This is a genomic window from Erwinia sp. JUb26 (assembly GCF_003751505.1).
In the GTDB taxonomy this organism is placed as follows: domain Bacteria; phylum Pseudomonadota; class Gammaproteobacteria; order Enterobacterales; family Enterobacteriaceae; genus Erwinia.
Genome location: NZ_RJVB01000001.1, coordinates 1,055,264 through 1,070,349, shown reverse-complemented (window position 1 = coordinate 1,070,349; position 15,086 = coordinate 1,055,264). Strand labels below are relative to the sequence as shown.

At 60.2% G+C, this 15,086-nt stretch carries 12 protein-coding genes and 1 riboswitch; of the genes, 6 read left to right on the top strand and 6 right to left on the bottom strand.

Annotated features, from left to right (window positions below; all coding sequences use genetic code 11):
- The first annotated feature begins 26 nt into the window (after positions 1–26).
- The 3 genes from EC836_RS05045 to EC836_RS05035 all read left to right on the top strand — a co-directional run bounded on the left by EC836_RS05045 (position 27) and on the right by EC836_RS05035 (position 3,367).
- A complete protein-coding gene (locus EC836_RS05045; protein ID WP_199735015.1) occupies positions 27–623 on the top strand; it encodes a biliverdin-producing heme oxygenase in 597 nt (198 codons plus the stop codon).
- A 276-nt stretch (positions 624–899) separates the two neighbouring features.
- Positions 900–1,679, top strand: a complete 780-nt coding sequence (locus tag EC836_RS05040) for a Slam-dependent surface lipoprotein (protein WP_123330666.1) — start codon at positions 900–902, stop codon at positions 1,677–1,679.
- Positions 1,680–1,849: 170 nt separating this feature from the next.
- Positions 1,850–3,367, top strand: coding sequence for a surface lipoprotein assembly modifier (locus tag EC836_RS05035; protein ID WP_199735012.1), 1,518 nt, complete (start codon positions 1,850–1,852; stop codon positions 3,365–3,367).
- A 13-nt stretch (positions 3,368–3,380) separates the two neighbouring features.
- Here the strand turns inward: EC836_RS05035 and EC836_RS05030 are convergent, their stop codons facing one another.
- The 5 genes from EC836_RS05030 to tenA form a co-directional block, all read right to left on the bottom strand.
- A complete protein-coding gene (locus EC836_RS05030; protein ID WP_123330664.1) occupies positions 3,381–4,589 on the bottom strand; it encodes an FAD-dependent oxidoreductase in 1,209 nt (402 codons plus the stop codon).
- Positions 4,590–4,677: 88 nt separating this feature from the next.
- Positions 4,678–5,610, bottom strand: coding sequence for an ABC transporter substrate-binding protein (locus EC836_RS05025; RefSeq protein ID WP_123330662.1), 933 nt, complete (start codon positions 5,608–5,610; stop codon positions 4,678–4,680).
- Between the two features lie 36 nt (positions 5,611–5,646).
- The gene (locus EC836_RS05020) at positions 5,647–6,408 is read right to left on the bottom strand and encodes an ABC transporter permease (protein WP_123330660.1); all 762 of its coding nucleotides are present in this window, start codon (positions 6,406–6,408) and stop codon (positions 5,647–5,649) included.
- Positions 6,405–7,136, bottom strand: coding sequence for an ABC transporter ATP-binding protein (locus tag EC836_RS05015; RefSeq protein WP_370346682.1), 732 nt, complete (start codon positions 7,134–7,136; stop codon positions 6,405–6,407). The genes EC836_RS05020 and EC836_RS05015 overlap by 4 nt, the downstream gene beginning before the upstream one ends.
- Positions 7,137–7,141: 5 nt before the next feature.
- Complete coding sequence (gene tenA, locus EC836_RS05010) at positions 7,142–7,843, bottom strand: thiaminase II (RefSeq protein ID WP_123330658.1); 702 nt, start codon at positions 7,841–7,843, stop codon at positions 7,142–7,144.
- 64 nt (positions 7,844–7,907) lie between these two features.
- Positions 7,908–8,012, bottom strand: a riboswitch (TPP riboswitch).
- A 1,319-nt stretch (positions 8,013–9,331) separates the two neighbouring features.
- Here tenA and EC836_RS05005 point away from each other — a divergent pair.
- Positions 9,332–10,366, top strand: coding sequence for a hemin-degrading factor (locus EC836_RS05005; protein ID WP_123330656.1), 1,035 nt, complete (start codon positions 9,332–9,334; stop codon positions 10,364–10,366).
- 152 nt (positions 10,367–10,518) lie between these two features.
- Here the strand turns inward: EC836_RS05005 and EC836_RS05000 are convergent, their stop codons facing one another.
- Positions 10,519–11,217 (bottom strand): extensin family protein, encoded by a 699-nt coding sequence (locus EC836_RS05000; RefSeq protein ID WP_123330654.1) that lies wholly within the window; start codon positions 11,215–11,217, stop codon positions 10,519–10,521.
- Positions 11,218–12,319: 1,102 nt separating this feature from the next.
- Here EC836_RS05000 and EC836_RS04990 point away from each other — a divergent pair.
- Together EC836_RS04990 and EC836_RS04985 are read left to right on the top strand one after the other, a co-directional pair.
- On the top strand, positions 12,320–13,537 hold the full coding sequence (locus tag EC836_RS04990; protein ID WP_123330650.1) for a nitrate regulatory protein: 1,218 nt from the start codon (positions 12,320–12,322) through the stop codon (positions 13,535–13,537).
- Positions 13,538–13,818: 281 nt separating this feature from the next.
- Positions 13,819–15,078, top strand: a complete 1,260-nt coding sequence (locus EC836_RS04985; RefSeq protein WP_123330648.1) for a CmpA/NrtA family ABC transporter substrate-binding protein — start codon at positions 13,819–13,821, stop codon at positions 15,076–15,078.
- The last annotated feature ends 8 nt before the right edge of the window (positions 15,079–15,086 follow it).

The following is a 15,086-nucleotide window of genomic DNA, read 5'->3' as shown; positions in this document are numbered from 1 at the left end:
CGCATGGGAGAAAATCAATGAGCGATGTGAGTACCCAAACCGAAAACCTGACCCGCGCGCAGCGGCTGAAGGCGGCCACCACCAGCAGCCATGACAGCCTGGATCAGCGCATTATGGCGGGCGATCCGTTTGCCAGCCGCGAACGCTACGGTCTGTTTGTGAAGGTGCAGTACCAGTTTCATCGTGAAATCGATGCGCTGTATGAATCTGCGCTGCTGGAGCCGCTGCTGCCTGATTTAGCCGGGCGCCGCCGCTTCCCGCTGATTGGCCAGGATCTGGCCGACCTTGGGCAGGCTCTGCCGCAGCCGGAAAGCGCAACGGCATTCAGTACGGCGGAAATCCCGGATATTGCCAGTGCTCTGGGCTGGCTGTACGTCGCTGAGGGCTCCAATATCGGCGCCGGTTTCCTGATCAAACAGGCGGAGAAGCTGGGGCTGTCCGGCGAGTTTGGTGCGCGCCATCTTGCCGGTGCGCCGGAAGGGCGAGGCCGCCACTGGCGTACCTTTACCGCCGCGCTGGACCAGCTGCCGCTGGACGAAGCCGGGGAAGCGCGCGCTATTGCCGGTGCGCAGCAGGCCTTTGCCCGCGTGCGTGAGCTGGTTGAACACTATTATGCGCGTTAGACCATAGAGCCACTCAGGCAGTGAACAGTCGCCCAGGACGTTGAGGTTGTCAGTTAGCTGTTTTGCTGGTGGAAGGGATGCCTGCCAGCTGTCAGTCGTTGTGCCCGAACACAGGGAGTGTGAGGGAGTAAAGCAGTACCCGAAGTAAGCAGTACGAGTAAGCAGTAAATCCTCCCGCCGTCAGGGAGGATTGTACCTATATGATGTAATGATAATCATTTGTGTTTTCATTCAATGTATTTCCACTTTTAACTTATGCTTTTCAGGAAAAATGAAATGAATCAGATTATGAAGAAATCAGTACTTGCTCTTGCTCTGTTTGGCGCAGCCGGTGCTGCTCAGGCCGTAGTCGTCACTAACCAGAGCTACACGGAAACGGGTGGGATTCGCGTTGGTCAGACAACTGCAGCTGTACCGACTCCTGCCGCCGGTGTTGATGGTCAGCTGTATGGTGCCAAAGCTACCTTCACTCACTTTGCTTCACCGACCTATCAGGATGCGAGTGGGGCATTCCACTTCAGCGGTCGCGAAATGGTGGCGGATGGTGCACCGGGTCCTGCGGGTCCTGGCCCGGATCACACTAAACTGGGCGTCTGGTCATTTGCCAAAGTCGGCACTCAGGATGTCTGGTTCGGCGAATGGGATGGCGAAGCCACTTCAGGCGCCGTGGGCACCAAAACGGCCGGTACCCACACGGTGTTCTACGCGGGTGAAAACGGTGACGTAGCCACCACGCTGCCAACGGCTGCACCGGTTAGCTACACCATTAAGTCCATCAATCAGTACAGCGGCACGCTGCCAACCAGTACGCTGACCGCCAACTTTAATACCAAAGTGGCCAGCTCTTCCGGTGACATCAACTTCACCGGCGGTACCATCAGCACCGTGGGTACTGATGTGCGTCTGGCAGCAACCAGCGTAGGCGTGCTGAGTGCTTCCGGCACCGGCGGTACGCTGGACGGTAAATTCTTCGGCACCGGTGCCAGCGCAGTGGCCGGTATCGTTAAGTTTGCCGATCGTAACAAAGATACCGCATTCGGCGGTACCAAGAACTAATCCGGTGGCGAATCTCACCACCTTATATGCAGGGATCACACCCTCAGCGGGAACGACGCTGATGGCCTGATTCACTGCCTTCCCGGGAGCAAAGGCCGCTGGTCTTTGCTCTTTTTTGCGTCCGCTCTGCACGTTCCGAGCGGCACCGTTTGCCTCAGGGATCATGATCTATGCCGACCGTTCAGTTACCCGTTGCCCGCTACTTTACACCGCGCCGCGCCGCACTCAGCCTGATTGCGCTGCTGATGGCCTCCGTTACCGTCACGGCGGTGGCGCAGGAGCGTGAAGATACGCGGCGCATGCTTGAAATGAGCATTGAGCGCCAGGGGGCCGAACGCGAGCGTGAAATACTGAAAGACGAAACGGCCACTGGCCAGCGGCCCACGCTGACTATTGACGGCCAGACCTACCAGGTGGAGCACACCGCCAGCGCGCTGGGGCAGGCGCTCTATCTTTCACTCCAGCATCAGCAGTGGCAAGCGGCCAATCGTTTCCTGCAGGAGTACCTGACCCTGCCGGATCGCGACCCGCTGCTGGAACACTATGCCCGCGGAATGCTGGCGCGGGTAGTGGGCGATAACGACACCGCCATTACCGAGTTTCGCAAACTGCTGGCGCAGCAGCCGGACTTTATCCTCGGCAGGCTGGAGCTGGCGAGAACGCTGTTTGACGATGCGCAGGAGCGTGAAGCGAAAGAGGCCTTTGCCGATGCGCTGGCGATTATCGACGCCCGCGATCCGCAAACCGCCGGCGTGCGCAAAACCATTGGTGCCTACCAGCAGGCGCTGGAAAAACGCAGCGACTGGAACGGCGCATTCTCCTTCGGCCCCAGCTGGAGCGACAACGTCAACCGCACCTCCGCCAGCCGCACCTGTCTGATTAGCGACAGCACCGGTTTTTGCTACTACGAGCGCGCGCTGCCGGAGGCGTTAAAAGCCACCGGCACCGATTTTGACTTCAGCATTCAGCGCCGGCTGGCGATAAAAGGGCATCACGGCGTGTATCTGCGCTCGCTGCTGTACGGCACGCAGTATCGCAACCACGGTGAATTTAACGAAACCACCGTGACGTTACAGGGCGGCTACAGCTATCGCGATGCCCGCCAGCAGCTGATGCTGGCCCCGTCGTTTGAATATTACGAGTGGGGCAACGATGCGATGTACGGCGCGCCCGGGGTTCACGGCGAGTGGAGCTATATGCTGTCGCCCGCCTCGCTGGTGAAGCTGGAGGCGGACTATAAGGATATGCAGTATCGCCGCGCCGACTATGCCCGCAACTTCGACGGTGCGCAGCAGTCGCTCTACGGCACCTGGTACCGCGAGCTGACGCCGGGCTGGACGGTGTTTGGCGGGCTGGATTTCGTCAACAGCCACGCGGAAGATCCGACGGCGGAATATCAGCAGAAGGGTGTGCGGCTGGGGGCCTCGCTGCGCTTTGATGCCGGGTTTGACGGCACGCTTTCCGCCTCATACCGCCAGCGTGACTATGAGCTGTACAACCCGCTGATTGAAGTGCGCCGCCGCGACCAGGAGCAGAATTACACCCTGGTCCTGCGCGCGCCGCGCTGGGAGCTGGCCGGATTTGTTCCCAGCCTGACGCTGCGCCACAACCGGGTGAAAAGCAACGCCGACTGGATCTACTCCTACAACCGCAACGACGCCAGCCTGAAGCTGGAGTACAGCTTCTAGCCGGGTAATTCGGTCAGGCCTTCCCGACTCGGCGCGGCGTCTCGCGGCGGAAGCCCAGACCGATCATCCAGCCGAAAACGTAGGGCAGGAAGCGGTAGCGCTTCACGATGCGCGGTATCGGGCTGGTCTGGCCCGGCTCGCGTTTTTTGCCGCTCATTTTAATCTGAATAAACTGGGTGGCGCAGGTGGGGAACTGGCGGCGGCGCTGCACCTTATTCAGCTGGCGCAGGCTGACCTCGCCATTTAGCAGCGGACGAGTCAGCAGATTGGCGGTAGCCACCGCGTCCTGGATCGCCAGATTCACCCCCACGCCGCCAATCGGCGACATGGCGTGCGCCGCATCGCCGATGCACAGCAGCCCCTCTTTTGCCCAGCTGTCGAGCCGGTCGATGCGGATCTCCAGCAGCCGCAGCCGGTCCCAGCGGTCCAGCTCTGCCAGCCGGTCGGCGGGGAAAGGCGAAACGGTGGCGACCTGCTGCTTAAAGGCGTCAATACCTGCGGCTTCCAGCTCGCCAAACTGCCCCTTGGTGATGGAATAGCCGCACTGCCAGAAGCTGCCGCGATCGATCATAATAAAATTCTGCTTCGGCCCCTTATGGCCCATGCCCCACTGCGGATCGTCTTCGCGCTTATCCAGACGGAACCAAACCACGTCGCGCGGCGCGCCGAACGATTGCCCGCTCAGCTGCGCTTTTTCCCGCACCTTCGAATGGCGGCCGTCGCAGCCGACCACCAGCCGGGCACGAATTTCACGCGGCTGGCCGTCGGCGATAGCGCGCACACCGCATACCCGGCCATCGGCAGTGATCAGATCGTCGAAGGCGCAGGATTGCAAAAGGGTGAAACCGGGGAGCGCAGTGGCACGTTCGGCCAGAAAGTTCAGGAAGTCCCACTGCGGCATAAAGGCGATAAATTTGCACTTCACCGGCAGGCGGGTGAAGTTCGCCAGCGTCACCTCTTCGCCGCCGACCTCGGCCTGCAATTTTTCAGCGCGCTGGTGGGGCAGCTTCAGCAAATCCTCCAGCAGTCCGAGGTGATGCATGATCTGTAGCGTTGAGGGATGAATGGTGTCGCCGCGAAAATCGCGTAAAAAGTCGGCGTGCTTTTCCAGAACCACAACCTGCACGCCAGCCCGTGCCAGCAAATAGCCGAGCATCAAACCGGCAGGACCACCGCCGACGATGCAACAGTCGGCGGTGAGCGTTTCCGCTGTCCGATCCATACAATCCACCTCTGCAATGCGATAAGTGAATTATATGATAATGCTTATCATTATCTATATCGAGACATGATTCGCATTCAGCAGCGGATTATTTAATCTCCACCGCGTAGTCTGCCACCGGGGTGATTTTCTTGATCAGCTTATTATCAAACAGGAACTGTTCGTAGGCCTGATAACGCGCGGTGTCCAGATGTGCCGGATCACGGGCGAACAGCGGCAGCGATTTCTGCCACGCCTGGCGGTTCAGCTCGGTGTTCAGCTCCGGGTGGCTGCTGGCAAAGGCCTTCCAGGTTTCCTGCGGGTGCGCCTGAAGATAGTCATTACCCTTTTTCAGCGCGGCGAGGAATTTGGCAATTTTCGGCTTGTTGACGTCATCGCGGTTCGCGACGATCACCAGCTCGTCATAGGCCGGAACGCCGTAATCTTCCACCTTAAACACCTTGGGATCCTTACCCTGAATCTGCAGCTCCAGTGCCTCGATATTGCGATAGCCGCCGATCACCGCGTCCACCTGGCCCGCCAGCAGCGCGCCGGTCAGCTGGAAGTTGACGTTAACCGGGGTGATATCGGCAGAGGAAATACCCTCGTGCTTGAGCATGGTGCCCAGCGTGGCTTCTTCAATGCCGGTCACCGAGAAGCCGACCTTTTTGCCTTTCAGATCGGCAGGCGACTGAATATTTTTATCCAGCGTCATCACCGTATTCAGCGGCGTATTCACCAGCGTGCCGACGCGCACCAGCGGTAATCCCTGATCGGCGAAGAAGTGCAGCTGCGGCTGATACGTAATGGCGAGATCGGCTTTCTTCGCGGCCACCAGGCGCGGCGGCAGAGAAGGATCGGACGGCGGCACGATCTTTACGTCCAGCCCTTCTGCTTTAAACGCGCCAATCTGCTCGGCAACGATAATCGGCGCGTGGTCCGGGTTAACGTACCAGTCCAGCATCAGCGTGACGTTTTCCGCAGCGGCGGCGTGGCCCACGATGGCCGTACCCAGCAGCAGGGCGCAGAGGTTCTTTTTCATTTTGCTGTTATTCCTTGTTATGTCGTTTGCAGGTGGTTATTCCGCCGCCCAGTTAATCAGGCGGCGCAGCAGGCTATCGACGGCAACCCAGAGCAGCACCGTCATCAGAATTAAAATAAACAGCGCGGCAAACAGTTGGTCTGTCTGCATCCGCGCATTGGCGTTGAGCATCAGGTAGCCCAGCCCTTCGGCCGAGCCGACCCATTCACCGATAATTGCGCCGATGGGCGCCACGGCTGCCGCCATGCGCAGCCCGGTGCCGAAGGCGGGCAGCGCCGCCATCAGCCGCACGTGCCGCAGCAGCGCCCACGGCGAAGCTCCCATTGTGCGCGCCAGGTCGAGATAATCGTTATTCACCCGGCGCAGGCCGTCGAAGAAGGCCGAGGTGACCGGGAAGAAGATCACCAGCACCGCCATCGCCACCTTGGCGCTCATGCCGAAGCCGAACCACAGCACCAGCAGCGGCGCGAGGGCAAACACCGGGATTGCCTGGCTGGTCAGCACCAGCGGCATCAGCCAGCGCTGCAGGCGCGGGGAAAACACCATGCTCAGCGCCAGCAGTGCGCCGAGCAGCACGCCCAGCAGCAGGCCGCTGACCACTTCGGAAGCGGTGACCAGCGAGTGGTACGCCAGAAAACCTCGCCCCTCCCACAGCGCCTGCGCCACGGCGGCGGGCGTCGGCAGCAGAAACGCCGGAATATCGCTCAGCGTTGCCAGCCACCACAGCAGCACCAGGCCGATAAACACCGTCAGCCCGCGCCCCCATTTTGCCAGGCGGTCGTCCTGTTGATGGCTCATTCTGCCGCCCTCACCAGCTGTTGCAGCAGTTCGGCCTGGCTTTTCAACAGGTCGGCATCATCCGGCGCGCGCGGCGGCAGGCCGCCGATATGATGACTGTCATCAATACCCGCCGGATGCGGAGACAGCACCAGCAGCCGGTGGCTGAGGCGGCAGGCCTCCATTGGATCGTGGGTGATCAGCAGCACGGTATGATCGGCCAGCAGCTCGGCGGCGAGAGTCTGAATGGTGGCGCGGGTAATGGCATCCAGCGCCGAAAACGGTTCATCCATCAGCACAATCGGCTGGCGCTCGTACAGCGTGCGGGCAATCGCCGCCCGCTGGCGCATGCCGCCGGAGAGCGCGGCGGGGCGATCGTCGCCGTGGCCGCTCAGCCCAACGCGCGCCAGCAGATGTTCCGCCCAGGCACCGTCGGCTTTTTCCCCGCGCAGGCGAGGCCCGAGGGTGATGTTTTCCCGCACCGTCAGCCATGGATAGAGCAGATCCCGCTGGCCCATATAGGCAATGCGCCCCGGCACCGGCAGGCCGTCGCTGGCCGTGACCGTGCCGGAGGTGGCCTGCGCCAGCCCGGCGATAATCTTCAGCAGGCTGGTTTTACCCGCGCCGCTGGCCCCGAGCATGGCGACGAAGGTGCCGCCCTCAATGCTGAAGTTCAGCCGCTCGAAGATCACCCGGCTGCCGAAGCGCAGGGTCAGGTCGCGGATTTCGATGCCGGGGCGGGTATCCACGCCGTTCACCACGCGTTTACCGGTTTTTCGACGGCGTTCAGGCCCATCTGCCAGAAGGCGCCCTCCAGCCGGGTGGCGGTGGTAAAGATTTCGCTCAGCCGCTCAAAGCGGGCGTCGGCACCGCGCTGCTGGCCCACGCGGTCGAGCAGCTCAATTGCCGCTTTCACGCCGTCCAGATAGCCCTGGTCGCTGTAGTTCTGCATCCATGAGGCGTAGGGATTATCCGCCATCACCGTGGCCGGATCGGCCAGCAGGCGCAGGCCAACTTCCGCATAGCCCGCCACGCAGGGCAGCAGGGCGGCCAGCAGTTCCAGCGCATCGCCAGAGTGGCCGATGTCCAGCACGTAGCGGGTGTAGTTGATGGTTTCGGTGGCTTCCGGCTCGCGCGCCATCTGTTCTTCGTTCAGCCCCCAGCCGGCGCAGTAGCCGACGTGCAGCGGCAGTTCGGCGACGATGTTATTCAGCGATCCGGCAGCGGCGCGGATTTCCGGCAGGGTGTGGAATTTGGTGACCAGTAGGGCGTAGGCGCGGGCGAAGTGGACGAGGAACAGATAGTCCTGGGTCAGGTAGCGGCGGAAGGCGGCTTCCGGCAGCGTCCCGGCCCCAAGCTGTTGCAGGAACGGGTGGGCAACGTAGTGTTCCCAGTGCTGTCCCGCGTTCTGGCGCAGGCGACCAAACAGACCGAATTCGAACATTGAAGCAGGCATAAGATCTCCAAAATCGTGGTGGAGATCCGGGGTGCGGCGGCGGTGTGAAGAGGCAAATACCGATCAGTGTTTGCCAACCCGTCCCTTCGCTGGCATGACCCAGATCAGGTTCAAAGGGTTCGGCATTGCTGCCATCTCAGCCCGTTACAGGACACCCCTCGGAGGCGGTTGTTATACGATATTTATTTTTTGATTACAATCGATTGGTTGGTGGGATCGTGTTTCAACAGACTCAGTGTTCCACTGAAGCTCAGTGTTTCAGCTGACTGGCTGTTCCCCCGTTCGGACGTCCTCGCGCCGCTGCACGGTGCCCTCACTGCGTTCGTCAGCCTGCAGGACCGCCAGAGGCGGACTTTCCTGATAGCACGGTGTATCAGCTGACTGGTTGCTCCCCCGGTCGGGCGGTCCTCGCGCCGCTGCGCGGTGCCCTCACTGCGTTCGTCAGCCTGCCGGACCGCCAGAGACGGGCCGTCCATGGCCCGGCTCTGACTTTCACCCGTGTCCAGCGGGTGAATCCTGGCTTCCTCGCTTCGTTCAGCGCTGCGGATTGCCCGCTCGGGGGAACAACCAGTCTGCTTTTGACTCAGGAGTTGTTTGTAGAGGAAACATGGCTTTCGTGCTTTATGCCGCGTTGGCGCAGGATTAGAACGTTGGGGCTGTCTGTTTGCCTTTGGCTCCGGTTTATTTCTTCGGAGTTATATTCATTTTGGCTGTTTTTTGCTGGTATTCAGAGCAATTGCAGAAGTTTATCGTTTGTTGGCCGCTTAACAGAAATTCAGTGTTTCCACTGACTGGCGGCTTCTAACAGCCCGCACAATGCAAGAAAAGAGGGGCGGCCTCGGTGGCTGGCGGGTAATCCGCAGCGCCGAGGTGGAGGCATTACGCCAGGAGAAGGCAGCAGGGACGCTGCCGTCAGGCCGGGTTTGAACAGGGACGTTCAATCCTGGCCGGTCCGGTCGGCGAAATGCCGGAATCGAGGGAACCGCCACGCGGCGCGAGGACCTCCCGCCAGCCACCGAGGCCGCCCCTTTTTCACCGTTCTCATCGCGATAAAGCGATAAAGCGATAAAAAAACCAAACTACCCACTACAGATTTGTACATGGCCCGGCTCTGATTTTTCCTCACATTGTGCAGTTAACTCCTTGCTCCCAGGCTATTTAAAGCGCTGCGGATTGCCCCACCAAGGGAACAGCCAGTCTGCTTTAGGTTTGGGTAGGGGATGTCGGTAAACATGGCCTCTTTGCTTCGTTCTGCACTAATGCTCGGCGGCATGGCGTGCCTTAATAAAATTTAATGCTGGGGCGGGTCATCGCCGGGGGAAATCCGCCATCGATCCTTAGCTGTAGCGGGATGAGGCCGATACTCGCCTGCTCGTGCCCCCGGTGTGGATTATTAAGTTCTTTTCAGGTTGCCTGTTTTTACTTGTGGCCCTGAGCGGGCGGCGATCATACTGCGCGCAAATGCCCGATTCTGTAAGGAACCTCACCATGTCGCAGTCGCTTTATTCACGCTATGTTACCGCCCGTGCGGACCACCCTCAGCTTTATGCCCGCGATCTGGCGGCGATGCTGGAAACCAGCGAAGCACAGCTCGCCGCCGCGCGCGTGGGCCACGATGCCCGCCGTCTGGCCGATGAGCCAAAAGCTCTGCTCGGCGCGCTGGCGTCGGTCGGTGAACTGAAGGCGATTACGCGTAACGACTGGGCGGTGCACGAGCAGGTAGGCCACTACGTCAATCAGCAGCTGGATGGCCACGCGGGCCTGATCCTCAATCCCGGCGGCATTGATTTACGCCTGTTCCTCAAGCAGTGGCACAGCGCGTTCGTGCTGGAAGAATCCTCTTCACGCGGCGTGCGCCACAGCCTGCAGTTCTTCGATTCGCAGGGTGATGCTATCCACAAAGTCTATACCACCGAAAACAGCGATATGGCCGCGTGGCAGCAGCTGATTGCGCAGTATGCCCGCGAAGAGAATCCAGAGCTGGAAGTTGTTGCCGCACAAAAGCAGGCGTTCGCCACGGAAGTGGACAGCGTGCGGCTGGAAGATGAGTGGCGCGGAATGACCGACGTGCATCAGTTTTATATGATCCTGCACCGGCATCGTCTTTCCCGTCAGCAGGCGTTTAACAGCGTCAGCGACGATCTGGCCCGCCGGGTGGACAATCAGGCCGTTGAAGCACTGCTCAACCGCGTGCAGCAGGACGGGAATTCGATCATGGTGTTTGTGGCGAACCGTGGCGCGGTGCAGATCTTTACCGGCCCGCTGGCGCGCGTTGAGCCGATGCGCGGCTGGCTGAATATTTTCAATCCAGAGTTTACGCTGCATCTTCGCGACAGCGAGATTGCGGAGAGCTGGATCACCCGTAAGCCAACGGTTGACGGCGTGGTGACCAGTCTGGAGCTGTACGCTGCCGACGGTACGCAGATTGCGCAGCTGTACGGCGAGCGCAAGGAAGGCCAGCCGGAGCAGGCGCAGTGGCGCGAGCAGTTAGCCGAGTTGGAAGAGTCAGAGGTAACAGTCTGATTTGAGTGTGTGTGAAATAAGGTCTTTTTGAGGCCATTTAGCCGCTATCGATGGACGATGGCGGCTTTTTTTTGCCTTGTTTTGTCGCGATGGAAATGGCGGGAAGGGGGCTCTCGGTTCCATCATTTCGCTGACGGACCGGCCCGTACACGTCAGCGACAAAATCCGCTACCGCGCATGCCAAGATGAAAATGTGAAGCGTGAGCCGCGTTATAGTCAGGCCCCAGCGCATTACCAAAGCTGGCACAGCCATTACGCCAGAGAATATGCAGTGCTGCTGACTCGCTGGCAGGCTCTTGCCAGTTTTTCGCTACCCGCAACCAGCGCCCGTCAGCCAGTTGAAAAGCGGTAATATCCCAGGCATCTGCGGTGGCATGTTCGCTGCGCCGTCCCTGCTGACGATGATAAATATTGCGACAGGCGAAGCTGCCAACATGTTCAATACGCCGCAGCGGGCTAGCTACCTCCGCCTGTTGCAATAATTGATGACTGCGTGTGACATACATCGTGCTGGCGACGGCCATGGGGCAACTCGCCAGAAAACTACTGCTCAGTGACACTGGACCAAATTTGCTGATGCGAACGGGTTGCGCGATAGTGCATTCTCCTTTGGGCAGTGGCGCTTCACGAAAACTGACCAGTCCCTGGGCACTGGCGCGCTGCAACACCGCCAGACAGGCTTGCGGATCGTCTTCTAGCTGCTGCAATTTATAGCGGGTTATCCAGCTCGGCGGGTCGGTCACTTCAAGCGGAATGAAGGGGTTCCACTGTGGAGGAAGATGAGATTTCAACCAGGGAAGGCTCCACCAGGCCGCCAGCGCCAGAAGCGTTATCACGATAAGTACGCGCACAATAGGTTTCCCGTCAGGTTGCAAATAGAGATAAGTGTAGCTCTATCGTTATTTTATCCACCCGACTGGTGCCATATCGCTCCAATGTGGTTTTTTTTGTTGCGATAGGAATGGTGGAACTGGGGTGGCCTCGGTGGCTGGCGGGAGGTCCTCGCGCCGCGATGCGGTTCCCTCGATTCCGGCATTTCGCCGACCGGACCGGCCAGGATTGAACGTCCCTGTTCAAACCTGGCCTGATGGCAGCGTCCCTGCTGCCTTCTCCTGGCGTAATGCCTCCACCTCGGCGCTGCGGATTACCCGACAGCCCCCGAGGCCGCCCCTCTTGTATTGCACTGTACTGGCTGTTAAAAGCAGCCAGGCCGCTGAAACACTGCGTTTCTATAGAGCTACACGCCCACAAAAACACCGAACTTCTGTAAGGCAGTAGGAAGAACTACACCCGGTTTTCCTTATAGACAACGCTTAAGTAAAAAGCAGACTGGTTGTAGCCCCGAGCGGGCAATCCGCAGCGCTGAACGGAGCGAGGAAGCCAGGATTCACCCGCACGGACGCGGGTGAAAGTCAGAGCCGGGCCATGGAAGGCCCGTCTCTGGCGGTCCGTTCGGCTGATGAACGCAGTGAGGGCACCGCGCAGCGGCGTGAGGACCGCCCGAGCGGGGGAACAACCCGTCGGCTGAAACACAGAATTTCTACTGAGCTACATGCCCACAAAAACACCGAACTTCTGTAAGACAGAACGAAGAATTGCACCATGTTTCCTCCACAGACAACTCCTGACTCAAAAGCAGTCTGGTAGTAGCCCCGATCGGGCAATCCGCAGCGCTGAACGGAGCGAGGAAGGCAGGATTCACCCGGATGGACGCGGGTGAAAGTCAGAGCCGGGCCATGGAAGGCCCGTCTCTGGCGGTCCGGCAGGCTGACGAACGTAGTGAGGGTACTGCGCAGCGGCGTGAGGACCGCCCGAGCGGGGCTGCAACCAGTCGGCTGACACACCGAGTGTCTATCGAGCAGCCTAACCAGCATTCCAGGAAACCCACGTCATCTTTCCCCGGCACGCTTCTTGCTTAATCACCTGAATCACCATGACCAATCAGGCCCGCCTATGCCACTTTCTGCACTCAGCTTCGTCCTCGCCTCCAAAAAAAGTGAAATCGCCTGCCTGCAACAGCTGCTGGAAATGGGCAGACTGGTCGGCGCGGTCAGCCAGCTGATCCACGTCCTGCAACGCGAACGCGGCACGGCCAATATCTTTCTGTGCTCCCACGGCGAACTCTGGGCCGAACGGCTCAGCGAACGGGCGCTGCAGGTACAGCTGGCTGAACGGGCGGTGGACGAGCGCCTGCAGGCACTGGACCTGACCGGGCAGAGCATGGCTAACGCGCCGCGCCTGTTCAGCCGCATTGCCGCCGTCCTGCACAGCCTCAGCACGCTGCCGCTGCTCCGTCGCCAGGTTCAGGCGCAGACGATCGGCCAGCCGGAGGCCATGCGGCAGTACAGCGACGCAATACGCACGCATCTGGCGCTGGTATTTGAAGCGGCGGATATCTCCGGCGACCCGCCCATATCGCGGGCTTTGCTCGCCATGTTCAGCTTTATGCAGAGTAAAGAGCTGGCGGGGCAGGAGCGTGCACTCGGCGCGGCGGGGTTCGCCGCCCGGCGTTTCGATGAGGCGACACAGCAGCAGCTACTGGATCTGATTGAAGGCCAGGAGCGCTGTTTTCAAACCTTCAGCGAGTTCGCCGATGCCCGTTGTCTGGCGCTGTGGCAGCAGCAGCTGACCGCCGACAGCAGCGAGTTCGAACGCCTGCGGCGCATTGCCTGTACCCGCACAACACCGGCGGAAAACGGCGGCGACACCGCGCTGCGCTGGTTTGAGGTCACCACGGCACGTATCGACGGTATGAAAGGGGTGGAGGATCTGCTGGAGGACGTGCTGATGGCCTGCTGCCGTGAGAGGATTCGCGATGCGCAGGCGTCGCTGGCGATGCAGCAGCAGGACATTGGCGAGATCCCGCCGCACGAGCCGCACTATTCGGCGCTGATCCCGCCGCAGCTCAGCCGGTCGGTGCTGGAGCTGGTGGAACAACAGTCCCGCCAGCTGCAGGCGATGGATACCGAGCTGGCCGGATTACGCGCCACCCTCGCCGAGCGCAAGCTAGTGGAACGCGCCAAAGGGCTGCTGATGCAGCATCACGGCATGACCGAACCGCAGGCGCATAAAATCCTGCGCGATATGGCGATGAACCAGAACCGTAAACTGTCGGACGTGGCCGAAGCGATGCTCGCCATGTCGGCGGTATTGGGTAAAAAGGGCAGCTAATACTAAAGGAGTAGCTGCACTGTTGGTGTGCCATTGTGATGTGCAACGCGTGCCGTTGCGGTGCAGTAAAGCGCGGCAAGCGGACAAAGAATACGCTAAGCGGCTGATTTTACGCGGATGCGCGAAGTTGGCATACAAGCTGCATTGTTACTAACCATAACGACTGAGCCAACGGCGGTTTAGTCAGAGTTACGGATAAAGGCGTCCGTCAGCGTTCAGGAAACTGAGCGCTGACAGGACGCTTTTTTTTTGCTCATTTTTCAACATTACAGGAAGCCGCAATGACGCAAGATAAGAAAATGCCCGCGCAGTTTACCCGCCGCCGCTTTATCGCCGGCAGTGCGGCGCTGGGCGGCAGCCTGCTGGTGCCGGGCCTGATGAACAGCGTCTGGGCGGCCGGTTCCGATGCCCCCGAAAAGAAAGAGATCCGCGTCGGCTTTATTCCGCTGACCGACTGCGCCTCGGTGGTGATGGCGGCGGTGAAAAAGTTTGATGAGAAGTACGGCATCAAAATCATCCCCAGCAAGGAGTCGAGCTGGGCGTCGGTGCGCGACAAGCTGGTGTCCGGCGAGCTGGATGCCGCGCACGTGCTGTACGGGCTGGTGTACGGCCTGCAGCTGGGTGTTTCCGGCCCGCAGCACGATATGGCGATGCTGATGACGCTGAACAATAACGGCCAGGCGATCACCCTGTCGAATCAGCTGAAGCAGGCGGGCGTCACCGATGCCGCCTCGCTGAAGAAGGTGGTCGATGCCAGCGCGAAAGGCACCTACACCTTTGCGCAAACCTTCCCGACCGGCACCCACGCCATGTGGCTCTACTACTGGCTGGCCAATGCCGGTATCCACCCGTTTAACGACGTGCGTAACGTGGTGGTGCCGCCGCCGCAGATGGTGGTGAACATGAAAATCGGCAACATGAGCGGATTTTGCGTGGGCGAACCGTGGAACCAGCGTGCCATTCAGGACGATATCGGCTTCACCGCCGTCACCACGCAGGAGATCTGGCCGGATCATCCGGAAAAAATTCTCGGCACCACCGCCTCCTGGGTCGATGCCAATCCGAACGCCGCACGCGCGCTGACCGCCGCCGTGCTGGACGCCTCGCGCTGGATTGACACTTCGGACGCAAACCGCATTGAAACCGCCCAGACGGTGGCGGCCCGCGCGTACATCAACACCCCGGTGGAAACCATTCAGGGGCGGATGCTCGGCAACTATGAGAACGGGCTGGGCAAAAAGTGGCAGGACGCCCACGCCATGCGCTTCTTCAACGACGGCGCGGTCAACTATCCGTACCTCTCTGACGGCATGTGGTTCCTCACGCAGCACAAACGCTGGGGGCTGCTGGACCATGACCCGGACTATCTGGCGGTGGCGAAAAAAATCAACCGCACCGACGTCTACAAACAGGCGGCCAGCGCGGTTGGCGGCATCAACCTGCCGTCCGGGGAGATGCGCAGCAGCACGCTGATTGACGGGAAGGTCTGGGACGGCAGCAATCCTGCCGACTACGCCAACAGTTTTGCCATGAAACGCTAAGAGAGGTC

Excerpts from the sequence above, each read along its gene's own strand:
- tenA (WP_123330658.1), bottom strand. The coding sequence starts at position 7,843 with ATGCCTGCTTCAATGTTCGAATTCGGTCTGTTTGGTCGCCTGCGCCAG.
- EC836_RS05035 (WP_199735012.1), top strand. The coding sequence starts at position 1,850 with ATGCCGACCGTTCAGTTACCCGTTGCCCGCTACTTTACACCGCGCCGC.
- EC836_RS05040 (WP_123330666.1), top strand. The coding sequence starts at position 900 with ATGAATCAGATTATGAAGAAATCAGTACTTGCTCTTGCTCTGTTTGGC.
- EC836_RS04990 (WP_123330650.1), top strand. The coding sequence starts at position 12,320 with ATGCCACTTTCTGCACTCAGCTTCGTCCTCGCCTCCAAAAAAAGTGAA.
- EC836_RS05030 (WP_123330664.1), bottom strand. The coding sequence starts at position 4,589 with ATGGATCGGACAGCGGAAACGCTCACCGCCGACTGTTGCATCGTCGGC.
- EC836_RS05005 (WP_123330656.1), top strand. The coding sequence starts at position 9,332 with ATGTCGCAGTCGCTTTATTCACGCTATGTTACCGCCCGTGCGGACCAC.
- EC836_RS05025 (WP_123330662.1), bottom strand. The coding sequence starts at position 5,610 with ATGAAAAAGAACCTCTGCGCCCTGCTGCTGGGTACGGCCATCGTGGGC.
- EC836_RS04985 (WP_123330648.1), top strand. The coding sequence starts at position 13,819 with ATGACGCAAGATAAGAAAATGCCCGCGCAGTTTACCCGCCGCCGCTTT.
- EC836_RS05020 (WP_123330660.1), bottom strand. The coding sequence starts at position 6,408 with ATGAGCCATCAACAGGACGACCGCCTGGCAAAATGGGGGCGCGGGCTG.